Below are 15,063 nucleotides of genomic sequence, written 5' to 3' on the forward strand. Positions count from 1 at the left end.
CGTACGGTGCGGGGCGGGGCGGAGCGCGTCGTCAGCCCATGGGAACGCCGAGGTCCCGCGTCAGGATCTCGACGAGCCTGCTCTCCGGCACCTCGGGCGGACAGTGGCCCAACTCCCGGGCGTGCGCGCGGAATGCCTCGGGGAGGGCGAGGTGATACGTGACCACGTAGTACGCGAGGTCGTCGCGCCAGAGCCAGACACCGTCGGTGAGCAGCGAGCCGGCCCCTGCCAACGTCGGTCCCTCGGAGTCCAGTACGTCGGCCTGTGCGCCCATCTCGGCCCAGATCCGGGTGCCTTGCCGGAGATGGTCCACGAGCCGAGCCTCGCCGGCGACCGCAGAGGGCCTCACCGCGTCCCTGATCGTGCCGTCGGTGGGGAACCCCCAGCCGGGCGAGAGCTCGTCGAAGAACCCGACGGCCCGGACCGTACGTGCCGTCCGGGTGCCCTCAGTCGGGCAGCGGGAGCCCTTCGGCCCGCGCGATGTCGAGTGCTCGTGCAACGCTGACCTCCGGGGCCGAGAATCGGAGCGAAACGGCGTGCCGGACGAACGCCGGCGGCGGCGCCACGCGGTGCTGCCGGACGTGGTCCGACCAGGCGAGGGCCCAGACCCAGTGTCCGTCGGTCATGATCCCCACGCGTACGCGCATGCGTGCCGAGCCGGAGAACGGATCCGGGAGCGTGCCGGGCGAGAACAGTACGGGTTCGGCTTCCTCCAGGAACCTGGCCAGGGACTCGGCCAGCCCGTCGGGGAGCGTGCCGGGGGCGAAGTCGGCCTCCAGCTGGGGCTCGCCGACGAGGTGGGGCACGGGGAGCCTGGCCATCCGCTACTTGTCGCCGCCCTTGCCGCCCCGCTTGTCCTCCGTCTTCACGGCGTCGTTGACCTGCTTGGTGAGTTCGTCGTCGAGCTTCTTGAACTCGCGGACCACGGCGTCCGACATGCTGCCGAGCGCGTCGAGCTGCTGGGTGATGTCCTCGCGGCCGTCCTCCCAGTTGGACTCGAAGTCGTCGAGCGCGTCATTGACGCTGCCGTCGCCGATGTCGTCCTTGTAGGACTCGAACAGCTTCTTCGTGTGGTTCAGCCGCGTCTTGAGAGACCGCAGCCGGCGCCCGTAGTTCTCCAGCTCGGTCAACGGCAGTGCGAGGTCGCTCTTGCCCATGTCCCGGAGTCCTCTCTGCGGGTCAGACGGAACGGAACGTGCCGGTCACAGCGCCGAAGCCGTCGCGGAACGCCTCGGCGCGGTCCAGCACCGGGGCGGCTCCGGAGACGAGGACGACCCGGTCGGTGGTTGCCGGGGCGGGGACGGACGTCTGCGTCAGCACCCTACGAAGGGTACGACTGTCGGCCATGACGCACGGGCGCGGCGTGCGCTGACCGCCGAGCGGGCCGAGGAACTGTTCAGCGGTTGATGGACTGGATCTCTTGGACTTCCATGTCCTGCGTCGACTCGAACGTGCCGTCCGGCAGGTCGCCCTGGGCGCCGCCGGTGCCCTCCCAGGAGATTTCCCAGGTGATCGAGGCCTTCAATCGATACGGCTCGCCGTTCGACGAGCGGAGGTAGCGGATGCCGCAGGGGGGTGTCTCGTCTGCCTTGCCCTTCGTGTACGGCGTACCGATGGAGCCGTCGGCGTTGATCTCGCAGTCGCCGGAGGCGGGGAAGGTCTCGGCGTCGGCCGTGCCGGGCTCCAGGTGGAGGGCGACGGGCTTCGCGGTCGTCTCCGCCCAGAGCCCGGTGTGGGGCAGCTCGGCCCGGACCTTGACCTCCTTGAAGGTGCCCTTGTCCAGCCAGACCCAGGTGGGAAGGTTCACGGTGGACTTCGTCTCGGGCTTCAGCTCGACCTTGGTCCCGGGCACGTCGATCTGGTCGTATGCGTAGGCGGCGAGCGTCTCGGGGGTGGGGGCGTGTTCGTCGTCCGGGACGGTGCCGGCGTCCTGCCAGAACATGATGCGGCCGCAGTCCCAGGCCTTGGTGTCGTGCTCGTGTCCTTTGCGGACCACGCTGCGCCAGAACATGCCGTTCTTGCCGACGTTGTAGTCCTTGTAGCCCTCTGCCGTCGTGTTCTTCGACGCGTTGATGTCGAAGTTGTCCTGCTCCTCGCCCTCCTCGTAGTGGTCCACGAAGATTCCCGAGGTCCAGAACTCGTGGGTGTTCACGGCGCCCAGGCCGCCGTTCTTCTCCAGGTCCGCGACGGCGGACTTGAGCTGTTCCGGGGTGAACACCGGCTCGTACCAGCAGACCGGCGGCTCCCAGTTGGGGTCGACGGAGGTGAGGTCCTCCATGGAGCCGGTGCCGGTGCGGCCGTCGGGGTAGGTGACCTGAATCCTGGACTGGGAGACGGAGGCCAGGAGGGTGCGATTGTTCGCATCGCCCTGTGGTTTGTCGCTGCCTTCCGGCGTCGGTGTGGTGCCGCCCACGGGCTTGTCGGCATGGGCCACTCCCGCAGCCCACAACACGGAACCGGCAGCGAGCGCCACGATCCACTTCGTGCGGCCGGCAGCGGTCAGCCCCGGCATTCCGTGGCCTTCCCCTCGACGGTGATCTGCTGGGCCCGCCACACCGGCGAGTCCTGCTGGGGAGCCATGAGGAGGCTGAACTTCTGGTAACTGGCCAGGCTCTCCTCGGTGCGGTGAACCTTTCCGGTCTTCACTTCCTTGCCGTAAGCCTTGGACTGGTCCTCGCAGAACGTGACAAGGATCGACTTGGCCTTCTCACCTTCGCCTACGGGGCTGGTTTCCGCCTGGTAGTACCGGTCCTCGCCGGTCAGGGTCCAACCGCCGTCCACGTACTCCCGGATCTGCGACTCCGCGTACCGGGCGGCACCCGCCGCCGAGTAGAAGCCGTACGCGGGATCCTTGGCGTTCTGTTCGGTGATGCCGTGATTCAGCGCTCTGATGTAGTTCGCGGCGTCACCCAGCGCGGCGGTGGCGTCCGCGTCCGACGGCTTCTCGAAATCGAAGACCAGCTTCAGGTCCTTGGGCAGGCTCACGTCCGGCCGCTTCACGTCGGCCGTCCCCGGCGTCGATGCCGAAGCCGACGGGCCGGCCGTTCCCGTCTCCGCCCCCTTGATGTCGTCCGGCGACGAGTCGTCCCCGCCGCAGGCGGTCAGGAGCAGGGCCGCCGTCGCGGTGAAGGTGGCGGCGGTCATGGTGAGGGCGCTGCGGGCCACTGATGTTCCCCCCGGGATACGACGTGTGCGACGGGCAACGAAGCTACCAGGGGTGCGTGCGCGGCCTCTGACCGGTTTTCGGGGATTGTGTGCGGAGTGTGAAGGAGGCGTTCGAAGAAACGGGCAAAGTGCGTGAAGCGGACGGAAGTTGTGATGTGAGCCTCTCCTGACCCTTCGCCGCTGTCGGCGGGAGTCCATAAGATCTCTGTAGGCTCAACACACCCCTCACGCCGGACGCCCCCGCGGCCTCCTCCGCCCACGACCACGACCCAGGACTGCGCCCATGCCGCGACGCCGCACATCAAGCTCCTCCAGCTCGACGGCTCCCTCGGCACCCTCCGCTCCAAGGAACCGCACGCCGCAGCCGGTGCGGGTGCGGCGGCGGTCGTTCGGGGACTTCGTGAAGGCGTTCCTCGCCTTCGTCGTGCTGCTCGTGCTGGTCGCCGGGGTGCCCGTCGCGCTGGCGAGCCAGATCGGCTGGCCGTTCCCCGACGGTGCGCCCGGCCTCGACTGGCTTCAGCGCGAGATCACGGTCCACACGTTCCTGTCCATCCTCACCGTCGTCGTCTGGCTCGCCTGGGCGCAGTTCACCGCCTGTGTGCTCGTCGAGGTCAAGGCGGCTGTCTCCGGTGTCGGCGTGCCGGGGCGGGTGCCGGGGTCGGGGCCCAGTCAGCTGCTGGCCCGGCAGCTCGTCGCCGCTCTGCTCCTCGTCGGTGCCACCGCGGCGAGCCTCACGCCGGGGCTGTCGCAGCTCGGGCAGAGCCTGGAGGGGAACCAGAAGCCGTCCGTCGCCGCGGCCCAGCAGACGCCGGGGCTCTTCGCGCAGCAGCAGGAGCAGGCCGCCGCCACCGCGGGCGCCCTCGCCGAGCAGGCCGGGCAGGCGGGGCAGGCGGCCGCCCGTGCGGACGGCGGGGCCTCCGCCGCGCACGGCGACACGAAGTACTACCGGATCCAGCCGCCCGAGGGGCGTCACCACGACTCCCTCTGGGAGGTGGCCGAACGGCACCTCGGGGACGGGCGGCGGTACAAGGAGATCTTCGAGCTCAACAAGGACCGCGTGCAGCCGGACGGGTCCCGCCTGTCGGAGGCCTCCCTCATCCGGCCCGGCTGGATCATGGAGATGCCCGGCGACGCCCGCGGCGGCGAGCTGGTCGAGATGCCCGACGCCGCGCCGAACGTCTCCGAGCAGGTGCAGCAGCAGATCAGCGACTACGCCCGCAGCGGGGACCACGCGCAGGGCGGCGGAGCCCAAGGCGGAGCCCAGGGCGGCGGGGACGCCCAGGTGTCCCTGCCCGAGCAGCGGCCCGCGCCCACGCCCGCGAACCCCGTCACGCCGGCCACCCCCGTGCCCGGTGCGGGTCAGGAGCACGCCACCCCCGCCGCCGGACAGGCCGAGGACTCCTTCGGGCTGCCCGAGGCGCTCCTCGCCGCGCCCCTCCTCGCCGCCGGTCTCCTCGGCGCCCTCGGGCGGCGGCGCCGGCAGGCGATGTGGCAGTCGGCGCTCGGCGCGGTCGGCGGACGGCGCGGCATGGAGCCGCCCACGCCGACCGGGGACGCCCAGGACGTGCAGGACGCGCTGCTCGTCGGCGCCGACCCCGAGGGCGTACGCCTGCTCGACCGGTCGCTGCGCGGACTGGCCGCCTCACTCGCCGCCGAGTCCCGCCCGCTGCCCGTCGTCTACGCGGCCTGGATGAGCGGCAACGGCGACCTGCACCTCCAGCTCGCCCAGCCCGCCGGGAAGCCGCCCGCGCCCTGGCAGCAGGGGCAGGACCAGACCTTCTGGATGCTCGCCCGCTCCGACGCCGAGGGGTACGAGGAGGCCGAGACGGCCGCGCCGTACCCCGGGCTCGTCAGCCTCGGCACCATGGACGACTCCCGGCTGCTGCTCAACCTGGAGGCCGTGCCCGGCATCGTCTCGCTCAGCGGGACCGAGACCGACCGGGCCGCCGTGTTCGCGTCGGTCGCCGCCGAGCTGGCCACCAACGGCTGGTCGGACCGCATGACCATCACCCTCGTCGGGTTCGGGGACGACCTCACCCCCCTCGCGCCGAACCGGATCCGGCACCTCGACGGGTTCGAGGACCTCCTCGAGACCATGGCGGCCGAGACCCGGCAGCGGCGCGGCGCGCTCGGCGCCGCCGGGCACGACTCGGTGCTCACCGGCCGTACCGGGCCCGCCCAGCACACGCGTTGGGCCCCGCACCTCGTCCTCCTCGCCGCCCAGCCGTCCGACGAGGAGGCCCTCCAGCTCGCGGAGCTGGCCGCCGACGCGGGCCGCCTCGGCATCGGCTACCTCGTCGGCACCGGGGGCACCGACCTGCCCGGCGCGGCGTGGGAGATGGAGATCACCGGCGAGGGGCGGCTGCTCGCGCCGCTGCTCGGACTCGAGCTGGAGGCCCAGTCGCTGCCCGTCGCGCAGCAGCGTGCCGTGGTCGAGCTGTTCACCGACGCCGACCCGGGCTCCGGTCCCGAGGGCGGGCCCCGACGGGCGGCCAACACCCCGCCGTTCCTCGTCGACATCAGCGAGCAGGGGCGGCCCGCCGTGTACGCCCGCCTCGTCGGCTCGTACGAGATCATCGGCCTGGACGCGCCCGACGGCGAGCGCAGCGCCCTGCTGCACGAGGCGCTGGCGCTGCTCCTGCTGCACCGCGAGGGAGTCCACCCGCGCGTGCTGTCCTCCGCGCTGTGGCCGCGCGGCGTGACGGCGGACGTGCGCGACGCGCTGCTGGAGCGGCTGCGTGCCTGGCTCGGCACCGACCCCGACGGCACACCGCGGCTCGCCACCGACGCCTCCGGACGGCTCACCCTCGCCAGGTCCGTCGTCTCCGACCTCGACGTACTGCGCTCCCTCTACTACGAGGCCACGCAGGGCCGGGGCGTCGACAGCCGCCAGGTGCGCGGGCGGCTGCTCACCGACGCGCTGGTGCTGGTGCGCGGGCCGCTGCTCGCCGACCGGCCCGAAGGCCGCTACCGCTGGCTCACCCACGAGATCGTGGACGCCCAACTCCCCCTGCTGGTCGCGGACACCGGCCTCGCGCTGTCCGAGTTCCACCTGGAGAGGAACCGCGCGGAGAAGGCCATCGAGGCGCTCAACGCGGCACTGCGCACCGCCCCCGCCGACGAGCGCCTGTGGCACGAACTGCTGCGCGCCACGCACACCACCGGCGACCCCGACCGGCTGCGCGCCCTCGCCGCCGATCTCGTCGACCGCAGCGGCGCGCGCGGGGTGCCGCCGCGCACCGAGGCGCTGCTGGACGAACTGCTGCCGACTTGGCGCGAGGGCGTCGCCGCCGCCGGATGAGCACCGACCTCGGTATCGGCGGCCACACGGGCATCGACCTCGACGTCGTGGTCGTCCTCGTCGCCGCGCTGTGGGGCGCGGCGACGGGCGCGCTGCTGCCCCGGGCCGCCTACCGGTTCTCCGCCCCTTCCGGGGAGGCGTGGCACGAGCGCTGCCCGGACGGGCACCCCGTCCGGGGCTGGCTCGGCCGGGCCCGGTGCGGGCGGTGCCCGACGGACCAGGCGTCCTACGGCCCGCGCACCGCGTCCCTCGCCCTCGCCACCGCCCTCGTCTGCGCCGCCCTCGCCGCCGCCACCGGGACCCGCCCCGAGGTCGCCGTCTGGCTGCTGCTCGCCCCGGCCGGCGTACTGCTCGCCGTAGTCGACCTGAAGGTACGGCGGCTGCCCGACCCGCTCACCCTGCCGCTCGCCGGCGCCGCGCTCGTCCTGCTCGGCCCGACCGCGCTCGTGCCCGAGCACGCGGGGGAGTGGACCACCGCCCTGCTGGGCGCCCTCGCCCTCGGCGCCGGCTACCTCGTGTTGTTCCTCATCAACCCGGCGGGCATGGGCTTCGGCGACGTCAAGCTCGCCCTGACGGCCGGTGCCGTCCTCGGCTGGTACGGCTGGCCCACGCTGATGCTGGGCACCTTCGCCGGATTCCTGCTCGGGGCGCTGTACGGCGGCGCCCTACTCGTCGCCCGGCGCGCGGACCGCAAGACGGCCATCCCCTTCGGGCCGTTCCTGATCGCGGGCGCCTTCCTCGGCGTCCTGGCCGGGGCGTACGCGGCCTGACCACGAGCGGGAGAAACGCCTGGCGTACGCTGGGCAGGTCCGTCCACAACCCTTACGAACCTTGCGAAAGGGACGCCGGTGACCGAGAAGGCCGACCTTCAGCCCATCCTCGACCGCGCCGCCGCCGGTGGGCGGATCACCCCCGAAGAGGCGCTCGACCTCTACCGGGACGCCCCGCTGCACGCGCTGGGCGCCGCCGCCGACGCCGTACGCAGGCGCAAGTACGCCGGTACGGAGCACATCGCGACGTACATCATCGAGCGGAACATCAACTACACGAACGTGTGCGTCACGGCGTGCAGGTTCTGCGCCTTCTACGCCGCGCCCAAGGACACCGCCAAGGGCTGGACCCGCGACCTCGACGACATCCTGCGCCGCTGCGCGGAGACGATCGAGCTGGGCGGCACGCAGATCATGTTCCAGGGCGGCCACCACCCGGACTACGGCGTCGAGTACTACGAGAAGCACTTCGCCGCCATCAAGAAGGAGTTCCCCGAACTCGTCATCCACAGCCTGGGGGCGAGCGAGGTCGAGCACATGGCGCGGATCTCGAAGGTGTCGGTCGAGGAGGCCATCACCCGGATCCACGCCGCCGGGCTCGACTCCTTCGCCGGGGCCGGGGCGGAGCTGCTGCCCGAGCGGCCGCGCAAGGCCATCGCGCCGCTCAAGGAGTCCGGCGAGCGCTGGCTGGAGATCATGGAGATCGCGCACGGGCTGGGCGTCGAGTCGACGTCCACCATGCTGATGGGCACCGGCGAGACCAACGCCGAGCGCATCGAGCACCTGCGGATGATCCGGGACGTGCAGGACCGCACCGGCGGTTTCCGCGCCTTCATCCCGTACACCTACCAGCCCGAGAACAACCACCTGAAGGGCCGCACCCAGGCCACGCTCTTCGAGTACCTGCGGATGATCGCCATCGCCCGCGTGTTCCTCGACAACGTCGCCCACATCCAGGGCTCCTGGCTGACCACCGGCAAGGAGGTCGGCCAGCTCTCCCTGCACTACGGCGCGGACGACCTTGGCTCGATCATGCTGGAGGAGAACGTCGTCTCCTCCGCCGGCGCCAAGCACCGCTCCAACCGGATGGAGATCATCGACCTCATCCGCAAGGCGGGGAGGGTGCCCGCCCAGCGGGCCACCACGTACGAGCACCTGGTCGTGCACGACGACCCGGCGAACGACCCCGTCGACGAGCGGGTCGTCTCCCACATCTCGTCCACGGCCATCGAGGGCGGTACGGCCCACCCCGAGCTGAAGCTGCTCGCGTCCAACTGAGGCCGCCGTGCTCACGATCCACGTCTGCGAGGCCTCGCCCGAGACGGCCGTCGTGGTCGACGGCGCGCAGCTCGCCGCCGTCGGCCCGTACGAGGCACTGGCCGCCGGCCACCCGCGGGCCCGGGTGCGCCGGTGGCCCGGCATCCTGACGCCCGGACTGCTGAACCCGTACGGCCCGGAACTGCTGGAGCAGGCATACCACCCCGACCCGCGCGAAGCGGACCGGCTGGGCACCGAGCCGGTCTTCGGGGAGCGCGCGCAGGCACTCCTCGCCGCGAACGCGTCCGCGCGGGGCGCCAGCGCGCGCCGGGGGGTGCAACGCATGCTGGCGCACGGCACGGTCGCCGTCGCCGGAGAGCTGCGGGGCCGCGCGGCCCTGGACGCGGTGCGCGGAGCGGGGCTCGCCGTGGCGGCGCGTCCGGCCGCCCTGCCCGGGCCCGCGTCCTTCTCGCCAGCGCCGCTGGTACTGCTTCCCGGGCTCGCTCCCGGCCGGCCCGCCCGGTTCGCGGTGTTCGACGTACCCGACCGGGCCGCGCTCGTGCGGGAGGGCGCGGGCACGTGCGTGGCCACCGTCGTGGGCGGCCGTCTGGTGTACCGGGGGCGGTGAGCCGAGCGTCTCAGTGACCTCGGCCTCGACCTCGGTCACGGCGTCGGCCTCGGCCTCGGTCACGGGGCCGAGGGGCGTCGTGAGCCCGTCCGCGCCGGGCGGGACACGTGCTGCAACAATGGGCCCGTGACCCGCGCTTCCCTGAACAAGCAGCCGCACGAAGTCGCCTCGATGTTCGACCACGTCGCGGAACGGTACGACCTGACGAACGCCGTGCTCTCGCTCGGCCAGGACCGGGCGTGGCGCAAGGCGGTCGCCGAGGCCGTCGACGCCCGCCCCGCCCAGAAGGTCCTGGACCTCGCGGCGGGCACGGCGACCTCCTCGCTGCCCTTCGCCCGCACCGGCGCCTACGTCGTCCCCTGCGACTTCTCCCAGGGGATGCTCCAGGTCGGCAAGGAACGGCACTCCTGGCTGCCGTTCACCGCGGGCGACGCGACCCGGCTGCCGTTCAAGGACGACGTCTTCGACGCCGTCACCATCTCCTTCGGGCTGCGCAACGTGCAGGACACCGACGCCGCGCTGCGCGAGATGTACCGGGTGACGCGGCCCGGCGGCCGGGTCGTCATCTGCGAGTTCTCACACCCGACCTGGGCGCCGTTCCGCACCGTCTACACCGAGTACTTGATGCGCGCCCTGCCGCCGGTCGCCCGCGCGGTGTCGTCCAACCCCGACGCGTACGTGTACCTCGCCGAGTCCATCCGCGCCTGGCCCGACCAGGCGGCGCTCGCCGGGCGGCTGGGCAGGGCCGGCTGGTCCAAGGTGGCGTGGCGCAACCTGACGGGCGGCGTGGTGACACTGCACCGCGGGTTCAAGGCGGGCTGAGGACGGCACGGCGGGGCGTTGGCGCGCCCGGCTCCCGCGCGCCCGGTTCCGGCCCGCCCGGCTCCGGCAGTTCCCGGCGGAGTCCGCCCGGCGGCGGGCACGGCACGCGCGGCTCGCGGATGCCCCCGCCGCCCTCGCCCTCCCCGAAGTCGAACCACACGTACACCGTCGACTCCGGCGGCACCCGTGCGCCGGGCCGCGGGTACTGGCGTACGACGTGGTCGACGACGGCGGCCCGGAGATCGGGCCGGTCCGACGCGTGCAGGGACAGCCCCTGGACGCGGGCGGTCTCGTACGCGTCCACGGCCATGAGGCCGACCAGGCGCGGTACGCGCACATCGGCTTTCCCGGATACCAGGCGCACGGGCGTCACCCCCAGCGGTACCCGGCAGAGTAGCGCCGCCGGGCACTGCCCGGAAGCGTCAAGTGGCTGACTGTGACAGTTGGTTACCGTGCGTCATGCGAGTCCTCCGGGAGGGGCAGGGCGAGGCGGTAGCAGTGCCCCCGCTGCTCGGACGAGGGGATCGTGAAGACCTCGGCGAGCCGCATCCCCAGGCGTTCCGTGACGGCGATGGACCGGGCGTTACGGGCGTTGACCATCGCGACCACCTCCGCCACACCGGCCGCCCGCACCCGCTGGAGGGTCTGCCGGGCCGCCGCGGTGACGTAGCCCTTCCCCCAGTGCCCCCGCCCGAGCCGCCAGCCGATCTCGATCTCGCCCTTGGGACCCCACTCCCCGGGCCAGGGCTGGGCGCCGGTGAACCCTATGACCTGCCCGGAACCGTCCACCATGGTCCACAGGCAGAAGCCGTGCTCGGCGTCGTGCCGGCGCTGGCGGGCGGTCAGCTCCTCGTAGACGGACAGTTCCGCGGACCGCCCGCCGTGGAACTCCATGACGTCCGGATCGTCGAAGATCCGGTGCCAGGCGACGGCGTCCTCGTCGGTGGGGACGCGCAACCGTACGGCGGGGAGAGGTCGCTTCACTGGGCAGCCCTTCAGCCGGGTGATCGGTGACGCTGAATAGACTGCCCATGACCAGTGCCGGTCGGCACGCAGATTCCGAACTTGGGGAGATCCCGCCGTGACCGTCGAGACTGAGCCGCTCTCCGAGAACACCGCCGACGTGATCGTCGTGGGCGCGGGGCCGGCCGGCTCCACGACCGCGTACCACCTGGCCAGGTCGGGACTGGACGTCCTGCTCCTGGAGAAGACCGCGTTTCCCAGGGAGAAGGTCTGCGGCGACGGCCTCACCCCGCGCGCGGTCAAGCAACTCGTCGCCATGGGCATCGACATCTCCGAGGAGGCCGGCTGGCTGCGCAACAAGGGCCTGCGCATCATCGGCGGCGGCTCGCGCCTCCAGCTGGACTGGCCGGATCTCGCCTCCTTCCCCGACTACGGACTCGTCCGTAAGCGCGACGACTTCGACGAGCAGCTCGCCCGGCAGGCCCAGAAGGCCGGCGCCCGACTGTACGAGCGCTGCAACGTGGGCGCCCCGATCGTGGACGACCGCACCGGCCGCATCACGGGTGTGAAGGCCAAGCTGGGCGAGGACAAGCGCGAGGTCACCTTCCACGCGCCGCTGGTGGTGGCCGCAGACGGCAACTCCACGCGGCTGTCCCTGGCGATGGGCCTGCACCGCCGGGAGGACCGGCCCATGGGCGTCGCGGTCCGCACGTACTTCACCTCGCCCCGCCACGACGACGACTACCTGGAGTCCTGGCTGGAGCTGTGGGACCGACGCGGCGCGCAGGACCGCCTGCTGCCCGGCTACGGCTGGGTCTTCGGCATGGGCGACGGCACCTCCAACGTCGGCCTGGGCGTCCTGAACACCTCCGCCGCCTTCAAGGAGCTCGACTGGCGCGAGATCCTCAAGGCCTGGTGCGCGTCCATGCCCGAGGACTGGGGCTACACCCCGGACAACATGACCGGCCCGATCCGCGGCGCCGCGCTGCCCATGGCCTTCAACCGCCAGCCCCACTACACCAAGGGTCTGCTCCTCGTCGGCGACGCCGGCGGCCTGGTGAACCCCTTCAACGGCGAGGGCATCGCCTACGCCATGGAGTCCGGCCAGATCGCCGCCGACGTCGTCGTCCAGGCCCACGCGCGGGCCACGCCGGCCCAGCGCGAGATCGCCCTCCAGCGTTACCCGCGCGTCCTGAAGGACACCTACGGCGGCTACTACAACCTGGGCCGCGCCTTCGTGAAGCTCATCGGCAACCCGAAGGTCATGCAGATCGCGACCCAGCGCGGCCTCACCCACCCGATCCTGATGAAGTTCACCCTCAAGATGCTCGCCAACCTGACGGACCCGACGGGCGGCGACGCGATGGACCGCATCATCAACGGACTGAGCAAGGTCGCGCCGAAGGCCTGAAACCCGGCCGACGGGCCGATCAGGCGGTGAAGGCCGCCGCGTTGGCCGACCGGCGCGCGAAGACCTCCTCGCGCCGGTCAGCCGACTGCCGCAGCGCCGCCTTCCGCTCCCGGCCGGAGAGCCGGTCCAGGTAGACGTGCCCGTTCACGTGGTCGGTCTCGTGGGCGAGGCAGCGCGCGAAGTAGCCGGTGCCCTCGACGACGAGCGGCGCGCCGTCCCTGTCCAGGCCCCGCACGACGGCCCGGTCGGGCCGCGGTACGGCCATGACGGCGCCCGGCACCGACAGGCAGCCCTCGCCCTCGTCCAGCAGCCGCCGTTCGGCCGGGGCGAGGGGTTCCAGCACCGGGTTGACGATGTGTCCGACATGTCGGACACCGTCGTCGTCCGGGCAGTCGTAGACGAACAGGCGCAGACCGACCCCGACCTGATTGGCCGCCAGGCCGGCCCCCTCCGCCACGTACATGGTGCGGAACATGTCGTCGATGAGCGCCGCGAGGTCGGGTCCGAACTCGGTGACGTCACGGCACGGCCGGTGCAGCACCTCCTCGCCGACCTCGGTGACGCGCCGCACCGATCCGCGCCGGGCCTCGGGCGCGAACGGGGGACAGGAGGCGGCGGGCCGTCCCTGTACGAACACACTGGGCATGACGTTGGCTCCTTCGGCTCGTGGACGGGCCGGAGGGAACCGGCCCGCGCCCGAGCATGCCAGGAGCCCGCCAAGGGCCGCAGCCCCCGAGCGGCTGCGGCCCTTTCGCGTGTGAACGGGTGGTTCCGCGGCTTACAGCACGCGCACCGCGCCGCTCGGCGGGTCGTACGAGAGCGGCTTCTCGACCACGCCGGTGGAGGAGTTCTGCGCGCCGACGAACATGCCGCCGCCGACGTAGACGCCCACGTGGTACGCGCTGCCGGCACCGCCCCAGTACAGGATGTCGCCCGGCTGGAGGTTGTCCAGCCCGACCTGGGTGCCGGCCGTCGACTGGGCCTGGGAGACGCGGGGCAGGCTGATGCCGACCTGCTTGAAGGCGGCCTGCACGAGGCCGGAGCAGTCGTAGGCGGACGGGCCGGTGGCGCCGGAGACGTACGCCTTGCCGACCTGGGCCTGCACGAAGGAGACGACGGCGGCGGCCGAACCGGTGGCCGTGGACGTGCTGGTGCTGCTGCCGCTGCTCGTGCCGGTGGAGGAGCCGGTGTCCGCGGAGGCGCTCAGGGTGGTGCGCTCGGCGGTGCGCGAGGCGCGCTCGGCGGCCTCCTTGCGCGCGGCCTCCTCGGCCTTCTTCTTCGCCTCCGCGGCCTTCTTCTTGGCGTCGGCGAGGTCGGCCTTGGCCTGCTTGGCGGCCTTGGCGGCCGCCGCGTCACGCTCGGCCTGCAGCTGGTAGCTCGCGGCCGCCTGCTGCGTGACGTCCGCGGACTGGGCGACCTGAGCGGCCAGGTCGGCCGTCAGGGTGGGCAGTTCGAGGGTCTGCGTCACCGGTTCGGCCGCGTGGGCCGCCCCCGACGCACCGGCCACTGCCAGGGTGCTGAGGACGCCACCGGCAACTCCGGTCCGCATCGCGATCGTCGACGCGCTGCGGCGGGGCTTCCGGTGGCTGCGTATGTGAGCGGTGTGGGACATAGGGACAACCGGTATCAGTAGCTCCTCCATACCTACAAGAAACGTGTGCTGCGCCACAGTTGTTCAATCGGGCCGCCGAATCCCGGGCGTGTCGCTCTTTATTGACGCCGTAACGGACATAGTGGACGGGCCGTAACCGGCCTGTGATCACGGTCTTTGATCGTTACGCCCGAATTGCCCCGCGCTTACCACTTGTTGGGACACTTGGCCAAGCCCGGTTCTCAGACGCCTCTCATGAATGTGGCACAGGTCACGGAACGGTTACCCCGGCGCGCGCGTCCGTCGCGTGCGAGGCGGGTCGGCCGCCCGCGGATCGCTCGTGAACGCGCGCACGTGTCCACAACGCCCCCCGGTGCTCCCCCTGACGTGTGAACGCCTCCTCTATCAAGGGCTCACGTCCAGCACCAATTTGCATGCAAGGGAAGCTTCTTGATATTGAGACGCCCCTTGCCCGCCCCCTCTGGCCAGCGACGACGAGTGAAATTGTCACCTCTGGTGATCAGGTGAACGCTTCTTGTGTGAAGATCACCGCTCATCCGACTTCATGATCGTTCGTCAGGTGGTGGAGATCACAAAGCTTGTGCAATACCCCGTGTCGCAGATCACAGAGGGTCGGGCATAGGATGCGAGGCAGTTGGGCTTGTGACCTGCTTCACATGTTCGCGATCTTCGTCGGGACGGGCGGGGTTCGTGGGGCTGTTGGGGCGGCTGTGAGTCCAGTGCAACCGCCAGCAGTCAGTGCCGACTGAGAGGAGCGAGGAGCGGTGAACGCGTATGCGCCCATCCTCGTACTGGGAGCCCTCGGGGCAGGCTTTGCGATCTTCTCCGTGGTGATGGCCACGCTGATCGGTCCGAAGCGGTACAACCGGGCGAAGCTCGAGGCCTACGAGTGCGGCATCGAGCCGACCCCCACGCCGGCCGGCGGCGGGCGCTTCCCCATCAAGTACTACCTGACGGCGATGCTCTTCATCATCTTCGATATCGAGATCGTCTTCCTCTACCCCTGGGCCGTCACCTTCGACGCCCTGGGGATTTTCGGGCTCGTGGAGATGCTGCTCTTCGTGCTCACCGTCTTCGTCGCGTACGCGTACGTATGGCGGCGCGGCGGCCTGGAATGGGACTGAGGGGCCTTTG

General features: G+C 71.6%; 17 protein-coding genes. 7 read left to right on the forward strand and 10 right to left on the reverse strand.

The window, feature by feature from the left end:
* Positions 1-31: 31 nt before the first annotated feature.
* From Sco07f_RS40585 to Sco07f_RS14885, 6 genes are all read right to left on the reverse strand, one after another.
* Positions 32-313, reverse strand: coding sequence for a hypothetical protein (locus tag Sco07f_RS40585; RefSeq protein ID WP_244942055.1), 282 nt, complete (start codon positions 311-313; stop codon positions 32-34).
* 133 nt (positions 314-446) lie between these two features.
* Entirely contained in the window at positions 447-821 is a 375-nt protein-coding gene (locus Sco07f_RS14870; RefSeq protein WP_087789911.1) for a hypothetical protein, read from the reverse strand.
* A 3-nt stretch (positions 822-824) separates the two neighbouring features.
* Positions 825-1,157 (reverse strand): hypothetical protein, encoded by a 333-nt coding sequence (locus Sco07f_RS14875; protein ID WP_108988131.1) that lies wholly within the window; start codon positions 1,155-1,157, stop codon positions 825-827.
* A gap of 22 nt (positions 1,158-1,179) precedes the next feature.
* Entirely contained in the window at positions 1,180-1,320 is a 141-nt protein-coding gene (locus tag Sco07f_RS40125) for a hypothetical protein (RefSeq protein ID WP_167468107.1), read from the reverse strand.
* 76 nt (positions 1,321-1,396) lie between these two features.
* Positions 1,397-2,512 carry a hypothetical protein gene (locus Sco07f_RS14880; RefSeq protein ID WP_108988132.1) on the reverse strand — a complete coding sequence of 372 codons (1,116 nt, stop codon included), beginning with the start codon at positions 2,510-2,512 and terminating at the stop codon, positions 1,397-1,399.
* Positions 2,500-3,165 carry a hypothetical protein gene (locus Sco07f_RS14885; protein WP_244942056.1) on the reverse strand — a complete coding sequence of 222 codons (666 nt, stop codon included), beginning with the start codon at positions 3,163-3,165 and terminating at the stop codon, positions 2,500-2,502. The genes Sco07f_RS14880 and Sco07f_RS14885 overlap by 13 nt, the downstream gene beginning before the upstream one ends.
* Before the next feature lie 283 nt (positions 3,166-3,448).
* On the opposite strand from Sco07f_RS14885, the gene Sco07f_RS14890 reads away from it, so the two are divergent.
* The 5 genes from Sco07f_RS14890 to Sco07f_RS14910 all read left to right on the forward strand — a co-directional run bounded on the left by Sco07f_RS14890 (position 3,449) and on the right by Sco07f_RS14910 (position 9,943).
* On the forward strand, positions 3,449-6,466 hold the full coding sequence (locus Sco07f_RS14890; RefSeq protein WP_108988133.1) for a bacterial transcriptional activator domain-containing protein: 3,018 nt from the start codon (positions 3,449-3,451) through the stop codon (positions 6,464-6,466).
* Entirely contained in the window at positions 6,463-7,236 is a 774-nt protein-coding gene (locus Sco07f_RS14895) for a prepilin peptidase (protein ID WP_108988134.1), read from the forward strand. The genes Sco07f_RS14890 and Sco07f_RS14895 overlap by 4 nt, the downstream gene beginning before the upstream one ends.
* A 78-nt stretch (positions 7,237-7,314) precedes the next feature.
* Entirely contained in the window at positions 7,315-8,514 is a 1,200-nt protein-coding gene (mqnC, locus tag Sco07f_RS14900) for a cyclic dehypoxanthinyl futalosine synthase (protein ID WP_054099434.1), read from the forward strand.
* A gap of 7 nt (positions 8,515-8,521) precedes the next feature.
* Positions 8,522-9,121: a hypothetical protein gene (locus tag Sco07f_RS14905; RefSeq protein ID WP_108988135.1), complete on the forward strand. Its 600-nt coding sequence runs from the start codon at positions 8,522-8,524 to the stop codon at positions 9,119-9,121.
* Positions 9,122-9,247: 126 nt separating this feature from the next.
* Positions 9,248-9,943: a demethylmenaquinone methyltransferase gene (locus Sco07f_RS14910; RefSeq protein ID WP_054099436.1), complete on the forward strand. Its 696-nt coding sequence runs from the start codon at positions 9,248-9,250 to the stop codon at positions 9,941-9,943.
* Here Sco07f_RS14910 and Sco07f_RS14915 read toward each other — a convergent pair.
* Together Sco07f_RS14915 and Sco07f_RS14920 are read right to left on the reverse strand one after the other, a co-directional pair.
* On the reverse strand, positions 9,930-10,307 hold the full coding sequence (locus Sco07f_RS14915; protein ID WP_280524563.1) for a PASTA domain-containing protein: 378 nt from the start codon (positions 10,305-10,307) through the stop codon (positions 9,930-9,932). The genes Sco07f_RS14910 and Sco07f_RS14915 overlap by 14 nt on opposite strands.
* Before the next feature lie 83 nt (positions 10,308-10,390).
* Complete coding sequence (locus Sco07f_RS14920) at positions 10,391-10,927, reverse strand: GNAT family N-acetyltransferase (protein WP_108988137.1); 537 nt, start codon at positions 10,925-10,927, stop codon at positions 10,391-10,393.
* A gap of 97 nt (positions 10,928-11,024) precedes the next feature.
* On the opposite strand from Sco07f_RS14920, the gene Sco07f_RS14925 reads away from it, so the two are divergent.
* Complete coding sequence (locus Sco07f_RS14925) at positions 11,025-12,317, forward strand: geranylgeranyl reductase family protein (protein ID WP_007387567.1); 1,293 nt, start codon at positions 11,025-11,027, stop codon at positions 12,315-12,317.
* Positions 12,318-12,336: 19 nt separating this feature from the next.
* On the opposite strand, the gene def is transcribed toward Sco07f_RS14925, so the two are convergent.
* Together def and Sco07f_RS14935 are read right to left on the reverse strand one after the other, a co-directional pair.
* Positions 12,337-12,963 carry a peptide deformylase gene (def, locus tag Sco07f_RS14930; protein WP_007387576.1) on the reverse strand — a complete coding sequence of 209 codons (627 nt, stop codon included), beginning with the start codon at positions 12,961-12,963 and terminating at the stop codon, positions 12,337-12,339.
* Positions 12,964-13,095: 132 nt separating this feature from the next.
* The gene (locus Sco07f_RS14935; RefSeq protein WP_007387575.1) at positions 13,096-13,929 is read right to left on the reverse strand and encodes a C40 family peptidase; all 834 of its coding nucleotides are present in this window, start codon (positions 13,927-13,929) and stop codon (positions 13,096-13,098) included.
* Positions 13,930-14,693: 764 nt separating this feature from the next.
* Here Sco07f_RS14935 and Sco07f_RS14940 point away from each other — a divergent pair.
* Positions 14,694-15,053, forward strand: coding sequence for an NADH-quinone oxidoreductase subunit A (locus tag Sco07f_RS14940; protein ID WP_003974383.1), 360 nt, complete (start codon positions 14,694-14,696; stop codon positions 15,051-15,053).
* The last annotated feature ends 10 nt before the right edge of the window (positions 15,054-15,063 follow it).

The sequence above is a fragment of the Streptomyces coelicoflavus genome, from assembly GCF_003112555.1.
Taxonomy (GTDB): domain Bacteria; phylum Actinomycetota; class Actinomycetes; order Streptomycetales; family Streptomycetaceae; genus Streptomyces; species Streptomyces coelicoflavus.